The sequence below is a fragment of the Humibacter ginsenosidimutans genome (genome assembly GCF_007859675.1).
In the GTDB taxonomy this organism is placed as follows: Bacteria; Actinomycetota; Actinomycetes; order Actinomycetales; family Microbacteriaceae; genus Humibacter; species Humibacter ginsenosidimutans.
On the sequence record NZ_CP042305.1, the window covers coordinates 1348891 to 1365973 of the forward strand.

Sequence of the window (17083 nt, forward strand, 5' to 3'; positions counted from 1 at the left end):
GGGAAGTCTGGTCGGCTCGCGAGTCTCGTCGCGCATGACTGCCGGCGGGTGACACTCGCGGACACGGCTGCGGGGCATCCGCGGTCACGACGAGGGGCGTGCCCATGAGCCTGATCCGATCCGAACGAGCCGCCGCCGGCATCCTGTTGGGCGCCGCCGTGCTCGGCCTCGTGCTGGCGAACACCGCGCTCGGCCCCGACCTGCAGCACATCATGTCGACCACGGTCGGCCCCTCGGCGTTCGACCTGGATCTCACGGTGCGCGAATGGGTCAGCGACGGCCTGCTCGCCGTGTTCTTCTTCATCGCGGCCGTGGAGCTGCGCCACGAGCTCACGGTAGGCGAGCTGAGCAGCTGGCAGAAGGCCCTGCATCCCGCGATCGCCGCCGTGTGCGGGGTGATCGCCCCGGCGCTCGTCTATCTCGCCTTCACGGCCGGCAGCGGATACGCCTCGGGCTGGCCGGTGCCGACCGCGACCGACATCGCTTTCGCGCTCGGGGTGCTTGCCATCTTCGGTCGGGGCCTGCCGCGGCGCGTGCGCGTGTTTCTGCTGGCTCTCGCCGTGCTCGACGACCTCATCGCCATCGTGATCATCGCGATCTTCTTCACGTCGAACCCCAACCTCATCGACCTGGCCGCCGCGATCGTCTCCGTCGCCGCGTTCGGGCTCCTCAGCCGCATGCTTCGCGGCAGGCTGCGCGGACCGATCGCCGTGCTCATGGTGCTCGTCGCGGTGCTCACGTGGATGCTCGTGCACGGCTCCGGCGTGCACCCCACCATCGCGGGCGTCGCCCTCGGGCTCGTCATGTCGCGACAACCGGCTCGCCGTGTCACGCACGCCCTCGAGCCCTGGTCGAACGGGCTGGTCCTGCCGCTCTTCGCGTTCACGGCGGCGCTCGTGGCGATTCCCGACGTGCCTCTCGCGCAGCTCTCCGCGCCGTTCTGGGGCATCCTCGTCGCCCTGCCGGTGGGCAAGTTCGTCGGCATCTCGCTGGGCGGCTGGCTCGGCGGCAAGCTCGCCCGGGGTGAGGGCTCGACTCTCAGCCTCGCGGGCTCGCTGGTCGTCGCGTCACTGGGCGGCATCGGATTCACCGTGTCGCTGCTGATGAACGAGCTCGCGTTCGCGGGCAGCGCCGAGGTGCGCGACGAAGGCGTGCTCGCGGTGCTGCTCGGCTCGTGCGTGTCGATCGTCGCAGGCGGGATCACGGTGTCGCTGGTGGCCAGACGGTATCGACGGAGGTATCCGCACGAGCATCAGACGGGCGGCTGAACGGACGACCGCCTGCCCCGCGACCGCACGTCAGTGGCCGGCCACCAGCGCGGAGACGATCGCGGCCACCACCAGCACCACGAGGACGACCCCGAACAGCACGCCGCCCGGTCGCCCGAAGTTCACGGTCCAGCCGACCCCGAACCGGCGTTGCACGAACACGGCGGGGTCGTCGCGGTTGACGTAGATCAGGCCGCCCTTCCAGTACCTGTCGTCATCGGGAGCGTCGGGAGTCGAGGCGTGCGCCGGCCCTGAGTCATGGGCGGCAGACACAGATCCCGCACCCGGTCGACGAGACCTTGCCGACGCCCCGAGCATGTCCCCGTCGACAGCGACCCTCGCCGTCGCGGCAGCTCGGCGGGACGCCAGCACGAACGCGACAACGACGATCAGCATGAGTGCCACGCCCACAACGATGCCCGCGATCACGGCACCAGAGGCATCGGGCCAGAGCCAGCTGACCACCGCCGGCCAGACGATCATGATCGCGGTCGCCGCCGTCAGACGGCCGATCAACGACGAGCCCGCCGACTGGATGAGAGACGCGCGCCGCTCGTTCTGCTCCGCCGTCAGCGACTGGTCGGCCCGCACCGGTGCCGCGCGCACGGCGAACGACACCGCGAAGAGCCCTGCCGCCACGAGCACGCCGATGATGAGCGGGCCGAAGACACTCCAGACGCCCTTGGGAGCGAAGCGATCCGGCTGCCCAGAGGCACCCCAGTGCACCGGCACGCTCTGCGGCAACGACGGATACACGGCCACCCCGATGCCGAAGGCGACCAGCAGCACGACCAGCGAGAAGACGAGCCATCCGACGGGTGCCGGGGGCTGCTGTACGGACGCCACGTTCGCGGGCGGACGCACCGTGGCATCCGCGTACCAGTCGCCGCGGCGCTTCGCGCGGACGATGCCCGAGCGCGCCACGACGTATGCCACGGTGCTCGCCGCCACCAGGAACAGCACGGAGGTCAGCACCGCAGCGGCCGGCACGGTCGGCGACAGCCCGAGGAGCAGCGCGAGCGACAGAATCCAGCTCGCGATGATCGCCATCCGATAGGCGCGCACGTGCCTGGTCACCGCCGGATCGCCCGAGCGCGCACGCGGGACGCTCACGCCGAGCGGCAGGGTGGCGGGCATGAGCGACGGCATCCCGTACAGCAGAACCGCGATCAACGTGGTGATCGCCAGGGGGAAGAGCAGCGCGAACGCAGTCAACGGGCATCCCTTCGATGCGGCTTCGGAAGCGGGCTCACGCCGTGCGGCACCCACGGGTGGGGTGCGCGATACACGGCCCGGCGACGGTGCCGGACACTCAGCCCGCGAACAGGGCGGAGATCTCCTCGATGTCGGCTTCGGTCGGCTCCCAGCCCGAACCGGCCTGCGCGTTGGCCACGATCTGCTCGGGACGCGTCGCTCCGGCGATCACGCTCGTGAGGCCGGGCTGCGCGAGCAGCCAACCGAACGTCGCCGCCAGCATCGTGATGCCGCGGTCGTCGCAGAAGCGCTGGTAGGCATCCATCGCGTCCCACGGCGCCTCGTCGAGGATGTGCGGCCGCTGGCGCACGATGCGACTGTCGGCAGGACCGCCTTCACGGGTGAACTTGCCCGTGAACAGGCCGTTGTGCAGCGGGAAGAACGGCAGAAACCCGAGGCCGTACGCGTTGACCGCCGGCAGCACCTCACGCTCCACGTCGCGGCGCACGAGGTTGTACTCGTTCTGCGCCGACACGAACTTCGGATGCCCGTGCAGCACGGCCTGGTACTGGGCGTCGGCGATCTGCCAGCCCGCGAGGTTCGAGTGACCGATGTACCGCACCTTGCCCTCAGCGATCAGGTCGTCGAGCACGTCGAGGGTCTCCTCGATCGGCGTGTGCGGGTCGGGAGCGTGCAACTGGTAGAGATCGATCCAGTCCGTCTGCAACCGGGCGAGGGATGCCTCGACCGCCCGCCGCACGTAGCGCCGCGACCCGCGGGCGCCCCAGTCGGGCCCGTTGGCCCCCTGCATGTCCATGCCGAACTTCGTCGCCAGCACGATGCCGTCGCGCTTGCCGCGCAACGCCTCGCCCATCAGAGTCTCGCTCAGACCGTGCTGCTTGCCGTAGATGTCGGCGGTGTCGAAGAAGGTGACGCCGGCGTCGATCGCCGCGTCGATGACGGCGTTCGTGCCCTCCTGCGTCTCCGACGCGGTGCCCGCGCGGCCGAAGTTGTTGCAGCCGAGGCCGACGGTGGAGACGACGAGACCGGAGGGTCCGAGAGTGCGGTACGCGATTTCTGGCATGGATGCGACGCTACCGGGCGGGGTGCGCGTTCGCAGACGGCGTTCGGTCCGAAGCGAATGACTACGAGTGCAAGACCGACTCGTAGTGGTCGATCACCAGGCAGAGAACGATCGCGAGCACTGCCGCGAAGCCGAGCACGACCACGATCCGGACCCGATACGTGCGAGGCGGAAATCCCCACACGCCCCGGAACACGAATCCTGCAGCGGCGAGTGCCGCGACGAGGGTCATGCCGCTGTCGCGCGTCACCGCAGCGAGGGCTCCGCTCAGCACTTCGAGAAGGGTGAACAGCATCGCGACAACAGTGAAGACGACGGCACAGATCAGGCCTGGCCAGCCCGGTCTGCGACGTGGCTCATCGACGCCTGTCTGAGCACTCGAGTACGGGCCGGCTTCACTCCCCGCGAGCGCGACCCCGAGACGGGAAGCAGGCTCCTCGTACTCGCGGACGACGACGTCGTCGAGCCGGCCGGCATCATGCAGGGTTCTGGCGATCAGGTCAACGCTCTGGCGAAGAACGCCGTGCGCGTCGCCGAGCCCGACAACGCTGCCGTCGAGCACCGAGCCCCAGGGTCGATTGCGCACGCTCGCAACGAGTCGTCCTTGTTGGTCGGTCGAGAACGACACGCTCAGAGAGCTTCGGGCCGTGCCTGCCGCCGCACCCATCAAGAGTGTGGAGACGAGGCTTCCGCGCCGGGCATGGAGTTCACCGTGGGTGGAATCCGTCACCCTGTACCCCTGCGCCTCGAGCGCGCGGGCGACCGCCGACCGGCCGGTCGGATGGTCTCCTCGAATGATGAGATCGTGCACCGCGGCCATGCGATGTTCTCCAACTCTCGGCGGGAACGGCACCTTCGAACCGCGAGAGTACACGGTCGCGGGTGCCTGTTACGACGAGATCGTCATCGCCCCGCCGCGTACCCCTGGGCGCCGCGCGGGTTCGCCGCCGCCCACAGCGTGCCGTCGGTGTCGATGCCCACGCCGCTGAGCCGCCCGAGCGTCCAACCGCCTGCGACCGTCACGCGATGTCCACGTCGCTCCAGCTCGGCGATCACGTCGGCTCCCACCCTGTCCTCGATGACGAGGCCCGCGGGTTCCCAGACCCGCGGCCAGAAGCTGGAGACATGGCTCGTGGTGTGGAACGTGGGCGCGTCGATCGCGGCCTGCGGGTCCCAGCCGGCCACGAGCATCCTCAGCAGCGCAGGCAGCTGCCACTGGTCCTGCTGATCACCGCCCGGGGTGCCGAGCGTGAGAACGCGCGCGCCACCGGCACCGGATGCCGTCACCATGGTCGCCGAGAGCGTGGTGCGCGGCCTCGCACCCGGCTGCAGCACCGCTGGCGAGTGCTCATCGAGCCACGCCATCTGCAGGCGGGTGCCGAGGCAGAAGCCCAGTTCGGGAATGGTCGGCGACGACTGCAGCCACCCACCGGAGGGCGTGACGGTGACCACGTTGCCGAAGCGGTCGGCGACGTCGAGATGGCAGGTGTCACCGCGCGTCTGACCGTGCCTGTCGACGGTGGGCTCGCCAATCCCGGCCGGTTCCTCCGTGGCACTCTCGTCGTTCTCGTCGTCGGCGGAGTCGGCGAGTCCGTCCTTTCCCGCGCCGGCCTCCACAGGCGGCAGGTAGGGAGTGCGGCCCTCCGGCGAGCCGGGACGGAGTCGTGCGCTCGCCTCCTCACCGATGAGGGCCGCTCGCGTCTCGGCGTACTCGACGGAGAGCAGAGTCATCAGCGGCACCTCGGCGAACCGGGGATCGGCGTACCAGGCGTCTCTGTCGGCGAGCGCGAGCTTCTCGGCCTCGACGATGACGTGGATGCCGAACGCCGTCGAGGGATCCACGTGTTCGTCGCGCAGACCGTGCAGGCGTCCATACGCATCGAGAATGGTGAGCATCTGCAACAGCACCGGGCCCTGACCCCACGGCCCGGTCTTGTGCAGCGTGAACCCGTGGAAGGCGATGTCGACCGGTTCTTCCTCGCCCGCCCGGAAGGCGGCCAGGTCGGCGGCCGCGATGACCCCCGCGTGGTCGTGTCCGTCACTGTGGCGATGCGGGGTGCGAACGAACCGCTCGATCGCCTGCGCCACGAATCCCTGCGACCATGCGGAGGCCGCGGCGGCGATGCGTCCTCGGCGCGAGACCTCCCCCGCGCCCGCATCGACCAGCCGGCGCAACGTCGCGGCGTACGTCGGATTCGCGATGAGGTCGCCCGGCTTCGGCGCGTGCCCACGGGCATCCAGCCAACGTGCAGCGGACGTCGGCCAGTGCTGCAGGAAGTGCTCCCTGATGCGGTCGAGCGTCGTCACGACGTTGTGGTGCACCGGATGCCCGTGCTCGGCATACCCGATCGCATAGGCCAACACGTCGGCGAGCTCCCACGTGCCGTGTTCGGCGAGCAGCCGGAGCCACGCGTCGACCGCCCCGGGAACGGCGGCGGCGAGCGCGCCCGCGCCCGGAACATCCGTGAGCCCCTCGTCGTCGCGGTAGTGCTCCAGCGTCGCGGCGGCCGGAGCGGGGCCCTGCCCCATCAGCACGCGCACATCGCCGTCGACCGTGCGGAAGAGTCCCGTGAGATCGCCGCCGGGCCCATTCAGGTGCGGCTCGACGACATGGAGCACGAACCCTGCCGCAACGGCGGCGTCGAATGCGTTGCCGCCACGCTCCAGCACCGCCTGAGCGCTCGCAGTGGCGAGCCAGTGCGTGGAGGCCGCCACGCCGAAGGTGCCGCGGATCGTGGGACGGGTGGTGAAGTCGGGCGCCGGCGCGAAGGTCACGACTCCACGCTAGCGAGGATTGCCTGGGGTTCGGCGTTCCCGCACGACCGGGATGCTCGTAGTTCGACACTTGCCATATTCCATCCACCGGAATATAACGGACTCATGACGACACACGAGCTGCGCGAACCCGCGCTGTCGATCCTCACGGTGCTCGCCGGTGGACGACGCCACGGGTACGCGATCATCAAAGAGGCCGACGAGGTCACCTCCGGGCGGGTGAAACTGAAGGTCAGCTCGCTCTATGCGGCACTCGACCGACTGGAGGGCGACGGCCTTGTCGTCCGCGCCGGCGACGAGGCCGTCGACGGCCGGCTGCGCCGCTACTTCGCGCTCACCGATGCCGGCGAAGACGCCCTGCGCGCCGAAGCCGACCGCATGGAGGCGAAGGCGAGAGTCGCCCGCGAACGGCTCGCCCTGCGGCACGCGACCGCCACAGCGGCGGCACGGCCCGCTCGACGTGCGGCCGGCACCGGCATTCTTCCGGGAGCATACGCATGAGCTTGACGCTGCGGGCCGAGTTTCATCGCTGGTCGCGGTGGTATCCGAGGCGATTCCGCGAACGGAACGACTCCGCCATGCTCGGCACCTATCTCGATGTGGCGGACGCCACCGGACGGCAACGGCTCACCGCTTCCGACAAGGCCGCGATGGTCGTGGGCGGCCTCGACGCCCGACTGGACCTGATCGCGCCGGCCGCGGTCCGAGCGCGCGTGGCCACCGTGATGATCGGCTTGCTGGGCGCATTCGGGCTGGTCACCGCAGTCTGCTTCGAATGGGTGCCGTGGGCCAGGGGCGCTCGTGCGGACTACCTTGCTCAAGTCGCGCATTGGCTGGATGTCCCGGTGCGGCAACTGACGTTCGGGCCGTTCCTGAGCCCGTTCATCATCATCTCGCTCCTGGCTCTCGCGAGCTTCCTGGCGTGCGTGGTCGGCCCCGTGCCGCTGTACCGCAGTCTCCTCGGCGCGACCATCGTCGCGGCGATCGTCGTCGGCTTCATGGGGCACTTCGGTCCCGCCACCATGTGGCTCCGCGCACTCCCGTGCGTCTTCGTCGTGATCGTTGCGGCCATGGCGATGCCGGCGACGCGACCGACACCGCGTGCGAGTGTGGTGAGTCTGGTGCTCTGGCTGAGCGGCATGGCGATCTCACTCGTCCTTGCTGCCGCCTTCACCTTCGCGGGTCCACAGTGGTGGCTGCCGACGAACATGCTCCCCGTCGCCGAGCCCACTTCCGAATTCTTCTTTCGCGTGGTCCCCATCTTCACCTCCTCCGCGACCGTGTTCATCGCGCTGATCGCCGCGCTGGCTCTCGGAATCGCAAAGCGAACCGCGCTCTCGGCGACAATCATTCTGAGTACGCTGCCGTGGGCGGTCGCAGCCGTGTTCGGCAGCAGCCAGGGCAGGGGCGAACGCATCATCGTGTTCGGTGTCTGCTCTCTGATCGCCGCCGCATTCACGCTGGGACTTCGACGATCCAAGCTCTCCGGCCGACAGACCGAGGCTGATACGGCAGGGCACGCGGAGCCGGAGAACACCCCGTCATGATCCGCATCTCCCGGGCTGCGGAAGCACGGGTCTCGATACCCGTCTTCGGTGTTACTCGACCAGCGGGGCGACCGCCTCGGGCTCCGGCAGCGGGAAGATCGCGTCGAGCAGCGAACGCACCCACGCGATCAGCTCTGCGTCGGGCAGCGACTCCCCATCGGTGACCGGCAGGGGAACGAGCACCACCTTCTGCGCGGAGACGATGCGCGACTTCGGGTACATGCGCTGCAACCGCACCTGCAACGAGTCAGGCAGCTCGGCCGGCGCGATGCGGAGATTCGAGCCCATGGCCACCACGTCCGAGAGTCCGGCCTGCTGGGCACGCCTGCGCAGCCGCGAGACCGCGATCAGATTGGACACCGCCTCTGGCGGCTCGCCGTAGCGGTCGGTGAGCTCCTCGAGCACGAGGTCGATCGACTCCTGCTTCGCCTTCGGACCGGATGCCGCCGAGAGCTTCTGATACGCCTCGAGCCGCAGCCGCTCGCTGTCGACGTAGTCCTCGGGGATGTGAGCATCCACCGGCAGCTCGAGCCGCAGCTCGGTCTGTCCCTCTGCGACCTCGCCGCGGAAGGTGCCGACCGCCTCGCCGATCATGCGCAGGTAGAGGTCGAAGCCGACGCCGGCGATGTGGCCGGACTGCTCGCCACCGAGCAGGTTGCCCGCGCCGCGGATCTCGAGGTCTTTGAGCGCCACCTGCATGCCGCTGCCGAGCTCGTTGTTGGCCGCGATGGTGGACAGCCGGTCGTGGGCGGTCTCGGAGAGCGGCTTGTCGGCATCCCAGAGGAAATAGGCGTAGGCGCGCTCACGACCACGGCCGACGCGCCCGCGCAGCTGGTGCAGCTGCGACAGGCCGTATTTGTCGGCGCGGTCGATGATGATCGTGTTCGCGTTGGCGATGTCGAGCCCGGTCTCGATGATCGTCGTGCACACCAGCACGTCGAACTTGCGTTCCCAGAAGTCCACGACCATCTGCTCGAGCACATGCTCGTTCATCTGACCGTGCGCGACCGCGATACGCGCCTCGGGCACGAGCTCCGCAAGGTGCGATGCGACCCGCTGGATGCTCGACACCCGGTTGTGCACGTAGAACACCTGTCCCTCGCGCAGCAGTTCGCGCCTGATTGCCGCCGCCACCTGCCTGTCGGAGTGCGCCCCGACGAACGTGAGGATCGGATGCCTGTCTTCCGGCGGCGTCGCCAGCGTCGACATCTCGCGGATGCCCGTCACCGCCATCTCGAGCGTGCGCGGGATGGGCGTCGCGCTCATCGCGAGCACGTCGACGTTCGTCTTCAGCTTCTTGAGGGCGTCCTTGTGCTCCACCCCGAAACGCTGCTCCTCGTCGATGATGACGAGCCCGAGATCCTTCATGGAGAGGTTCTTGGACAGCAGTCGGTGCGTGCCGATCACGACGTCGACGGTGCCGTCGGCGAGGCCGTCCATGACCTCCTTCGCCTCGCGGTCGGTCTGGAACCTGCTGAGCTGGCGCAGGTGAACGGGGAAGCCCGCGAACCGTTCCTGGAACGTCTCGAAATGCTGTCTGACCAGCAGAGTCGTCGGCACCAGCAGCAGCACCTGCTTGCCGTCCTGCACCGCCTTGAACGCGGCCCGCACGGCGATCTCGGTCTTGCCGAACCCGACGTCGCCCGAGATGAGCCGGTCCATCGGGATGGGCCGTTCCATGTCGGCCTTCACCTCGTCGATGGTCTGCAGCTGATCGGGCGTCTCGACGAACGGGAACGCTTCCTCGAGCTCGTGCTGCCACGGGGTGTCGGCCCCGAACGCGTGGCCCTTGGAGGCCATACGTGCCGAGTACAGCTTCACCAGCTCGACGGCGATGTCCCGAACGGCCTTGCGCGCACGACCCTTGGCCTGCGCCCAGTCGCTGCCGCCCATCTTCGACAGCTGCGGTGCCTCGCCGCCGACGTAGCGGCTGAGCAGGTCGAGCTGGTCGGTCGGCACGTAGAGCTTGTCGCCCGGATAGCCGCGCTTCGACGGCGCGTACTCCAGCACGAGGTACTCGCGCTTGGACTTCACTGCGTTGCGACCGCCGCTCGACACCTCGCGCTGCACCAGCTCGACGAACTTGCCGATGCCGTGCGTCTCGTGCACCACGAAATCGCCGGCGCGCAGCTGCAGCGGGTCGACCACGTTCTTGCGCCGCACGCCCAGCTTCTTCACCTGGCGCGAGTCGTAGCCGATGGTGCGCCCGTAGAACTCGGTCTCGCCGATCAGCGCGAGCTTCGCCTCCGGCAGCTCGAAGCCTTGCTCCACGGACGCCGGCAGCACGTACGCGACACCCGCCTCGGCGTCGCTCGGGTAGGCATCCACCTGCCTGGCCGCGAGGCCGCGCTCGGACATCACGTCGACCGCTCGCTCCACGAGTCCGTGTCCCGCCGCGACGATCGCGACCCGCCAGCCGTCCGCCAGACGCTGCCCGACGTGCTCGATGGCTCCGTCGACGTTGCCCGCGAAGCTCGGCACGGCCGAGGCGTCGACGCGCACGTAATCGCCCGCCGACTCGACCAGGTCTTCGATCGACTGCTCGCCGATCGGCACCACGGGCTCCGCTCCCCCGGTGTCGAAGCTCGAGAACGTCCACCACGGGTGGTCGGGCGCCTTCTGCCCCGGCCTGCTCAGCTGTGCGGCGTCGCGCAGCTGGCGCAGAGAGAGGAAGTCGCCCGACGCGAGATCGATGGGCGCGGCCGCACCCACCGTCGCGGCGCTCCATGCTGCCTCGAGGAACTCCCGGTTCGTCTCCGAAAGGCTGAGCGCACGCGCCGCGACGCGCTCAGGCGACATCACGGCCACGGCCACGCCGTCGGGCAGGTAATCGGTCAGCGGCACGAGGTCGTCGACGAGCGCGGGCGCCAGCGACTCCATGCCCTCGACGGGGATGCCCTCCGCCACCTTCGTCAGCAGCTGCTCCAGCCCGGGGAACTCGTGGGCCATCTCCGCAGCGCGCTGCCTCACGGCGTCGGTGAGCAGCAGCTCGCGCGCCGGCGCCAGCTCGACCTGCGGCACGTCGTGCGGCAGCGAGCGCTGATCGGCGACCGAGAAGGCGCGGATCTGCTCCACCTCGTCGCCGAAGAAGTCGACACGCACGGGGTGCTCGGCCGTCGGCGGAAAGACGTCGAGGATGCCGCCGCGCACCGCGAACTCGCCGCGCCTGGTCACCATGTCCACACGGGCGTAGGCGAGAGCGACCAGGCGCTCGGCGATCCCGGAGAGATCGTGTCCGCGGCTGCCCTCGGCCAGCAGCACGGGCTCGATCAGGTCGAGACCCGTGGCGAGCGGCTGCAGCGCGGCGCGAACGGACGCGACGACGACCAGCGGATGGCCGGCATCCTTCGACCAGGTGCGCAGCCGGCGCAACGCGGCAAGCCTCTTGCCGACGATCTCCGGGCTCGGGCTCAGCCGCTCGTGGGGCAGCGTCTCCCAGGCGGGGAACTCGACGATCTCGGCGCTCGGCGCGACGGATGCCAGCGCACCGCGCAGCGCCTCCGACTCGCGTCCCGTGGCGGTCACGACGAGCAGCACCTGCTTGTCGGCCGGACGGGTGCCGAGCAACGCCGCCGCGAGTGGCACGCGGAGCCCGGTGGTCACCGAGAAGTCCGCGTCGCGATTCGCGTAGGCGAGGGCGTCGGCGAATGTCTGGGCGCGCGAAAGCGCCCCGGTCAAGCCCTCGAGGATCACTGGATCAACTTTACGGCGCACGCACGACACTTCGCGGCGAGCACGATGGACCACGGCAGGAGGCGAGGTGGATCGGCCTGCGCCTCCGACCGGACCCGACACCGCGCCCCGGTAGTCTGCCCAAGCGGCCGGGAGAACTTTTCTTTCGCGGATTCGGAATACTCCCCGACCGCATGCGTTTGCATACGTGTGCGGCGGAGTCCGCACATCCTTTTCCTCCATCCGCATGTCTTAGGAGAACCATGACCGACACCGCCACGACCACGCTCGAGATCCCCGGATACCGCGAGGGCACCTGGGTGATCGACCCCGCGCACAGCGAGGTCGGCTTCAGCATCCGTCACCTGATGATCAGCAAGGTGAAGGGCAAGTTCGAGACGTTCCAGGCGACGTTCGTCACCCCGGCCAACCCGCTCGAGGCGAGCGTGGAGGCGCACGCCGAGGTGGCATCCATCTCGACCGGCGACCCGAACCGCGACGGCCACCTGCGCACCGGCGACTTCTTCGAGGCAGAGACCCACCCGACGATCGACTTCGTCTCCACGGGCGTGCGCGTCGAGAAGGGCGAGTTCCTCGTCGACGGCGACCTGACCATCAAGGGCATCACCAAGCCGGTCACCTTCGAGTTCGACTTCGGCGGCTTCGGCGCCGACGCGTACGGCAACTACAAGGCCGGCGCGAGCGCCAAGGCCGTCGTCAAGCGCGAAGAGTTCGGCCTCACCTGGAACGCGGCGCTCGAGACCGGCGGCATGCTGCTCGGCGACGACGTGACCATCACGCTGGAGTTCCAGGCCGCGCTGCAGGCGTAAGCAGCTTCGCAACACCGAAGGGGCGGGATCCGCATGGATGCCGCCCCTTCGCCGCGCCCGCAAGATTAGGCTCACGGCATGGCGACCGAGATCACGATCATCGACTACACCGTGCCCGCCGACGTCTACGCGCGTTACGGCGCCGATTTCGACACCGAGGCGGTGAACAACGCGGTGCTCGCCGAGCTGAACGCGATCGTTCCAGAGGGCGTCACCGTGCAGCGCAACGGCAAGGTCTTCGCCGAGAAGCAGGCCGAGGATGTCGCGCGCGGCCTCGACTGGCCGCAGCTGCTCGGCAGCATCGACCTCGACCAGATCCTCGCCGCGCACGGGCGGTAACCCGGCCGCCGCAGGCCGCGACGCTCGGCGGATGCCACGTGGTGGCGAACACTACGAGGCGCTCGTCCGACCGCGCCGTGCTCGCAGCACGGCGACGAGACCGATCGCCGAGACGATGGCCCACACGCCTTCGAGCAGCAGGAACCCCCATTGGGCGCCGATGACGGCGTCCACGGCGAGAATGCCCGACCCGACCACGTTGAGCATGAGGTACCAGACCGACTTGGGGTCGAGGATGCCCCACTGCGCCAGCGCGAAGCCCGCCAGCACGAGAAGCGAACCGACGACCTGAACGAGGATGTCCACGATGCTCTCCGAGAGCGTCGTCGTCAGATCCGGGTACGGCGCGTCTCGTCCGGTGATCGTTCGGCTGATCGATCCACGTTCGAGGCTATCGAAACAGGCTGATCAGCGGCTGACCACGTCTGGTGCTGGGCGCTCGTCACGGGCATCCTGAGGGGACGTGCCCTCCGCGCACTCGGGGGCGATGAACCGGAGGGAATCCGCCATGACGACGATCGGTGTCTTCCAGAGTGTCACCCTCGATGGCGTGATGCAGGGCCCTGGCAGGCCGGATGAGGACACGCGCAACGGCTTCAGCGCGGGCGGTTGGGCGAACGGCTTCGACGACGAGGTCTCCGCGCGGTTCGCCGGTGAGGGCATGTCGCGCGAGGGCGCGCTGCTCTTCGGTCGGCGCACCTACCAGGACGTGCTGGCCCATTGGACGCGCGACGCCGGGCCGAACCCCTTCGCCGACGTGCTGTTGAACGCGACCAAATACGTGGTCTCCCGCTCGGCCGACACGACGTTGGAGTTCGCGAACTCGGTGCTCTTGCCGGGAGAGGCTGTCGAGACGGTGCGGCTGCTGCGGGATCGCGACGAGGTTCCGCACCTCATGATCATGGGCAGCGGCGAACTCGTCCGCGCCCTGCACGCCGAGCGATTGATCGACACCTACAGCCTGCTGATCTACCCGATCGTGCTCGGCGCCGGCACCAGGATGTTCACGAACTCCGAACGCGTCGACCTCGAGCTCCGGCGAGCGCTGCCGACGAGCACGGGCGTGCTGATCGCGGACTACGTCACACGGCACTGAGCGGCTTCCGCCGCCGGCGTCACGCCCACCCGGCGAGCGCGCGACGGAACCCGTCGAAGTCGTCGCGGTGCACCGTGTGCCCGGCGCCGGGGACGACGCGCACAGCGAAGCCGAGGGAGCGCATCCTCTCGGCCATCGTCTTTCCCACCAGCTTGGAGCGATCGGCCAGCATCATCATCGACGGCACCGCCATGCTGTCCGGCGCGCTCAGCGGCATCGTGCGGCCGTCACCGAAGCGCCTGAAGAAGGTGCGATCGAACGCCGCGTAGTCGCCGACCTCGATCTCCACATCGTCGCGTCCCCAGCGCGGGTTGCTGCGCGCGACGCTTCGCTCCCGGCGGTTGAGGATGCCGTGGAACAGCATCGGCGCCCCCGCCCGCTGCCACCACGGAAGTCGTGTTCCCATGAATGCGGGATCGATGTAGACCGCGCGCTCCGGCTGCAGCCTTCCGACCAGACGGGAGAGCACCAGGCCGCCCAATGAGTGCCCGATCGCCAACTCCGGCTTGACGGGCACGCTGTCGGCGATGCCGCGCACGAGGCCCGACAACGAGTACCAGCTCGAGCGAGGGCTCAGTCCGTGGCCGGCGAGATCGACGGCCACGACCCGATAGCCTTTGTCGGCCAGATCGGGACCCAGCCGGTGCCAGGTGCGCGAACTGCTGAAGAGGCCGTGCACGAGAACCGCGACCCGGTCACCGGTGCCCCACTCCCGGGTGAACAACTGCATGTGCCGACGGTACGGCTCGCGGATGTGCGAACGCCCGGGGCCGCCTGTCTGCGGGCTGACTCTGTGCTGCGCGCACGGGATTCGAGACGTGCGCTCCGAGGCCCACGAAAGCGACGCGCGCTCCGGGGTCCACGAGCGCGTCAGCTCGGCGCGTGGTAGCGCTGCTGCGCGGCGACGAGACCCTGAGTCGTGACGAGCTCGACGGCATCCGCACCGTCGGAGACGAGGTTCGGGAGCACCTGTCGTTCGGCCGAGGTGAAGGGGCTGAGCACGTGGTCCGCGGCATCCGTGCGCCCTGGCGGGCGACCGACGCCGACGCGCACCCTGATGAAATCGGGCGTGCCGATGGCGCTCGCGATGTCGCGCACGCCGTTGTGGCCGCCGTGACCGCCGCCCGACTTGAGCTTGATGGTGTCGAACGGGATGTCCAGCTCGTCGTGCACCACGATCAGCCGCGCCGGGTCGAGCGAATAGAAGCGCACGAGCTGGGCCACGGGTCCGCCCGACGTGTTCATGTACGTGTTCGGCTTCGCCAAGATCAGGCGAGGGCCGCCGGGGACGATGCGTCCCTCGGCGACCCTCGCGTTGGTCTTGTGCGACTTGAAGCCGGCCGACGCCCGGCGTGCGAGCTCGTCGACCACCATCTGTCCGATGTTGTGACGGGTGCGCTCGTACTGCGTGCCTGGGTTGCCGAGGCCCACGATGAGCCAGGGCTGCTCAGCCATGCACGCGCTCCGTCGACCGTCGGGAGTGGACTACTCGGCCGACTCTGCTGCAGCCTCGGACTCGGCTGCCTCGGCCTCTGCGGCCTCCTCGGCCTCTTCGGTCTCCACGTCGACCGGGGCGGCAGGCACGGTGATCGCGACGACGAGCGCCTCGGGGTCGCTCACCAGCGAGACGCCGTTCGGCAGGGTGATGTCGGCGGCCGTGATGTGCACGCCCTCCTCCAGGCCCTCGACGTCGACGACGACGCGCTCCGGGATGTGCGTGGCCTCTGCCTCGACGGTGACCGTCGAGAGGTCCTGCACGACGATGGTGCCGGAGAACGACTCGCCCTCGATGTGCACGGGAACCTCGACCTGAACCTTCTCGCCACGGCGCACGATGATGAGGTCGATGTGCTCGATGATCTGGTGCACCGGGTCCTTCTGCACGTCCTTGACCAGGGCGAGCTGGGATGTGCCGGCGATGTCGAGGTCGAGCACCGCGTTGGCCTTGCGCAGGATCAGACCGAGCTGGTGGGCCGGCAGCGTGAGGTGCTGCGGGTCGGTGCCGTGACCGTAGAGGACGGCCGGGATCTTGCCCGCCGCGCGGATCTTGCGTGCAGCGCCCTTGCCGAAGGAATCGCGCGCTTCCGCGACAACCTTGTTGCTGTCGTCAGCCATGATGATGTCTCGCTTTCGGTGGGCTGTCGGCCCACGTCGTCTTGGGGATTCGTTGTCAACTCGTGCTGCGTGTCAGCGTGAGGACAGACGTGAGCCTGGTCCACCGCGTCGATCACGGATGCCTGTTCTGCGTTCACGAGAACGTGCAGGCATCCCTCGCCGAAGTTCGGTGCATCAGTCTACCAGCCCTCCGGCAGACGCCGAGCCGGCGGTTGAGGCCGGGGCATCGCGGTGCCGATTCTCACCCCAGCGCCTCGGCGCAGAGTTCGGCGAACAACTCGTCGGGCTCGCCGTCGAGCCCGCGCCTCGCGAACCAGGAGCACACGTTGCGCACGTCGCGCTCGAGAAGGTCGAACCCGTTCGGGTTGCCGATCAGATCGACGATCTGGGGCAGGTCGATCACGACGACTCTGCCGTGGTGCACGAGCAGGTTGTACGGCGAGAGGTCGCCGTGCGCGGTCTGCGCCCGCGCGAAACGGCGCATGATCTCGACGACCTGCGTGAAACAGTCGTAGAGCTCTTCGCCGGTCAGTTGAACGGACGCCAGCCGGGGAGCGGCCGTCGCCGTGGCGGCGTCGCCGATGAACTCCATGAGGATCTCCGTGCCTTGCAGCTGCACGGGGTAGGGAACCGGGATGCACGAGCGCCACGCCTCGCACAGCGCGCCGAACTCCGCCGCGGCCCACTGGCCCGCGGCCACCGCGCGTCCGTACGCGGACTTGCGCGCCATGGCCCGCATGTCGCGGGTTCTGCGCACGCTGCGGCCCTCGGTGTAGGCGCTCGAGCGATGGAAGTCGCTCTGCTCGGCTCCGCGGTATCGCTTCGCGGCGAGCACCGCGGAACGCGCGCCATCGACGGAGGGCACCTCGCGCGGAACAGCGCGTTCCAGAAGCCAGACGTCGGCCTCTTTTCCGGACTTGACGATGCCGAGCTCGGTGTCGACGGCGTCGGCCGACGTGACGATCCAGTCGGGACGAGGCTTCGGCCCGCGCTCGCTTGGCATGGTCGCAGGCCAGGTCGACCTGCGTTGATCGTCGTCGATGTCGTAGACGGCGAAGGTGGGAACGACGAAGTCGTCGCCGAAGAAGGACACTGCGGTCTCCAGAAGGTGCGGAGGCCGCGAAGCCGTCGGCGAGGATGCTAGCGGCGAGCGGCCCCGAGTC

At 69.1% G+C, this 17083-nt stretch carries 16 protein-coding genes and 1 riboswitch; of the genes, 6 read left to right on the plus strand and 10 right to left on the minus strand.

What is annotated here, in order from left to right:
* Positions 1-104 precede the first annotated feature (104 nt).
* A complete protein-coding gene (gene nhaA / locus FPZ11_RS06425; protein WP_146319343.1) occupies positions 105-1268 on the plus strand; it encodes a Na+/H+ antiporter NhaA in 1164 nt (387 codons plus the stop codon).
* Between the two features lie 30 nt (positions 1269-1298).
* On the opposite strand, the gene FPZ11_RS06430 is transcribed toward nhaA, so the two are convergent.
* From FPZ11_RS06430 to FPZ11_RS06445, 4 genes are all read right to left on the minus strand, one after another.
* On the minus strand, positions 1299-2483 hold the full coding sequence (locus tag FPZ11_RS06430) for a DUF1648 domain-containing protein (RefSeq protein WP_146319345.1): 1185 nt from the start codon (positions 2481-2483) through the stop codon (positions 1299-1301).
* Positions 2484-2580: 97 nt separating this feature from the next.
* Complete coding sequence (locus FPZ11_RS06435) at positions 2581-3546, minus strand: aldo/keto reductase (protein WP_146319347.1); 966 nt, start codon at positions 3544-3546, stop codon at positions 2581-2583.
* 61 nt (positions 3547-3607) lie between these two features.
* Positions 3608-4366, minus strand: a complete 759-nt coding sequence (locus tag FPZ11_RS06440; protein ID WP_146319349.1) for a hypothetical protein — start codon at positions 4364-4366, stop codon at positions 3608-3610.
* 83 nt (positions 4367-4449) lie between these two features.
* Positions 4450-6321, minus strand: a complete 1872-nt coding sequence (locus tag FPZ11_RS06445; protein ID WP_146319351.1) for a gamma-glutamyltransferase family protein — start codon at positions 6319-6321, stop codon at positions 4450-4452.
* 105 nt (positions 6322-6426) lie between these two features.
* Here FPZ11_RS06445 and FPZ11_RS06450 point away from each other — a divergent pair, with 105 nt between their 5' ends.
* The gene (locus tag FPZ11_RS06450; protein ID WP_146319353.1) at positions 6427-6822 is read left to right on the plus strand and encodes a PadR family transcriptional regulator; all 396 of its coding nucleotides are present in this window, start codon (positions 6427-6429) and stop codon (positions 6820-6822) included.
* The gene (locus tag FPZ11_RS06455) at positions 6819-7868 is read left to right on the plus strand and encodes a hypothetical protein (RefSeq protein ID WP_146319355.1); all 1050 of its coding nucleotides are present in this window, start codon (positions 6819-6821) and stop codon (positions 7866-7868) included. The genes FPZ11_RS06450 and FPZ11_RS06455 overlap by 4 nt, the downstream gene beginning before the upstream one ends.
* Positions 7869-7919: 51 nt before the next feature.
* Here the strand turns inward: FPZ11_RS06455 and mfd are convergent, their stop codons facing one another.
* Entirely contained in the window at positions 7920-11561 is a 3642-nt protein-coding gene (gene mfd / locus FPZ11_RS06460; protein WP_146319357.1) for a transcription-repair coupling factor, read from the minus strand.
* A 242-nt stretch (positions 11562-11803) separates the two neighbouring features.
* On the opposite strand from mfd, the gene FPZ11_RS06465 reads away from it, so the two are divergent.
* Together FPZ11_RS06465 and FPZ11_RS06470 are read left to right on the plus strand one after the other, a co-directional pair.
* Complete coding sequence (locus FPZ11_RS06465; RefSeq protein WP_146319359.1) at positions 11804-12370, plus strand: YceI family protein; 567 nt, start codon at positions 11804-11806, stop codon at positions 12368-12370.
* Positions 12371-12448: 78 nt separating this feature from the next.
* Positions 12449-12709: a hypothetical protein gene (locus tag FPZ11_RS06470; protein WP_146319361.1), complete on the plus strand. Its 261-nt coding sequence runs from the start codon at positions 12449-12451 to the stop codon at positions 12707-12709.
* A 51-nt stretch (positions 12710-12760) separates the two neighbouring features.
* On the opposite strand, the gene FPZ11_RS06475 is transcribed toward FPZ11_RS06470, so the two are convergent.
* Positions 12761-13015 carry a CBU_0592 family membrane protein gene (locus tag FPZ11_RS06475; RefSeq protein WP_146319363.1) on the minus strand — a complete coding sequence of 85 codons (255 nt, stop codon included), beginning with the start codon at positions 13013-13015 and terminating at the stop codon, positions 12761-12763.
* An 11-nt stretch (positions 13016-13026) separates the two neighbouring features.
* A riboswitch (guanidine-III (ykkC-III) riboswitch) is annotated at positions 13027-13094 on the minus strand.
* A gap of 123 nt (positions 13095-13217) precedes the next feature.
* On the opposite strand from FPZ11_RS06475, the gene FPZ11_RS06480 reads away from it, so the two are divergent.
* On the plus strand, positions 13218-13805 hold the full coding sequence (locus FPZ11_RS06480; RefSeq protein WP_146319365.1) for a dihydrofolate reductase family protein: 588 nt from the start codon (positions 13218-13220) through the stop codon (positions 13803-13805).
* A 19-nt stretch (positions 13806-13824) separates the two neighbouring features.
* Here the strand turns inward: FPZ11_RS06480 and FPZ11_RS06485 are convergent, their stop codons facing one another.
* The 4 genes from FPZ11_RS06485 to FPZ11_RS06500 form a co-directional block, all read right to left on the minus strand.
* Positions 13825-14535 (minus strand): alpha/beta fold hydrolase, encoded by a 711-nt coding sequence (locus FPZ11_RS06485; protein ID WP_146319367.1) that lies wholly within the window; start codon positions 14533-14535, stop codon positions 13825-13827.
* A 140-nt stretch (positions 14536-14675) separates the two neighbouring features.
* The gene (pth, locus tag FPZ11_RS06490; protein WP_146319369.1) at positions 14676-15260 is read right to left on the minus strand and encodes an aminoacyl-tRNA hydrolase; all 585 of its coding nucleotides are present in this window, start codon (positions 15258-15260) and stop codon (positions 14676-14678) included.
* 30 nt (positions 15261-15290) lie between these two features.
* On the minus strand, positions 15291-15920 hold the full coding sequence (locus tag FPZ11_RS06495) for a 50S ribosomal protein L25/general stress protein Ctc (protein ID WP_146319371.1): 630 nt from the start codon (positions 15918-15920) through the stop codon (positions 15291-15293).
* Between the two features lie 241 nt (positions 15921-16161).
* On the minus strand, positions 16162-17013 hold the full coding sequence (locus tag FPZ11_RS06500; protein WP_246846566.1) for a serine protein kinase RIO: 852 nt from the start codon (positions 17011-17013) through the stop codon (positions 16162-16164).
* Between the last annotated feature and the right edge of the window lie 70 nt (positions 17014-17083).

Excerpts from the sequence above, each read along its gene's own strand:
- FPZ11_RS06485 (WP_146319367.1), bottom strand. The coding sequence starts at position 14,535 with ATGCAGTTGTTCACCCGGGAGTGGGGCACCGGTGACCGGGTCGCGGTT.
- FPZ11_RS06495 (WP_146319371.1), bottom strand. The coding sequence starts at position 15,920 with ATGGCTGACGACAGCAACAAGGTTGTCGCGGAAGCGCGCGATTCCTTC.
- FPZ11_RS06480 (WP_146319365.1), top strand. The coding sequence starts at position 13,218 with ATGACGACGATCGGTGTCTTCCAGAGTGTCACCCTCGATGGCGTGATG.
- FPZ11_RS06465 (WP_146319359.1), top strand. The coding sequence starts at position 11,804 with ATGACCGACACCGCCACGACCACGCTCGAGATCCCCGGATACCGCGAG.
- FPZ11_RS06440 (WP_146319349.1), bottom strand. The coding sequence starts at position 4,366 with ATGGCCGCGGTGCACGATCTCATCATTCGAGGAGACCATCCGACCGGC.
- FPZ11_RS06470 (WP_146319361.1), top strand. The coding sequence starts at position 12,449 with ATGGCGACCGAGATCACGATCATCGACTACACCGTGCCCGCCGACGTC.
- pth (WP_146319369.1), bottom strand. The coding sequence starts at position 15,260 with ATGGCTGAGCAGCCCTGGCTCATCGTGGGCCTCGGCAACCCAGGCACG.
- FPZ11_RS06435 (WP_146319347.1), bottom strand. The coding sequence starts at position 3,546 with ATGCCAGAAATCGCGTACCGCACTCTCGGACCCTCCGGTCTCGTCGTC.
- FPZ11_RS06455 (WP_146319355.1), top strand. The coding sequence starts at position 6,819 with ATGAGCTTGACGCTGCGGGCCGAGTTTCATCGCTGGTCGCGGTGGTAT.
- nhaA (WP_146319343.1), top strand. The coding sequence starts at position 105 with ATGAGCCTGATCCGATCCGAACGAGCCGCCGCCGGCATCCTGTTGGGC.
- FPZ11_RS06450 (WP_146319353.1), top strand. The coding sequence starts at position 6,427 with ATGACGACACACGAGCTGCGCGAACCCGCGCTGTCGATCCTCACGGTG.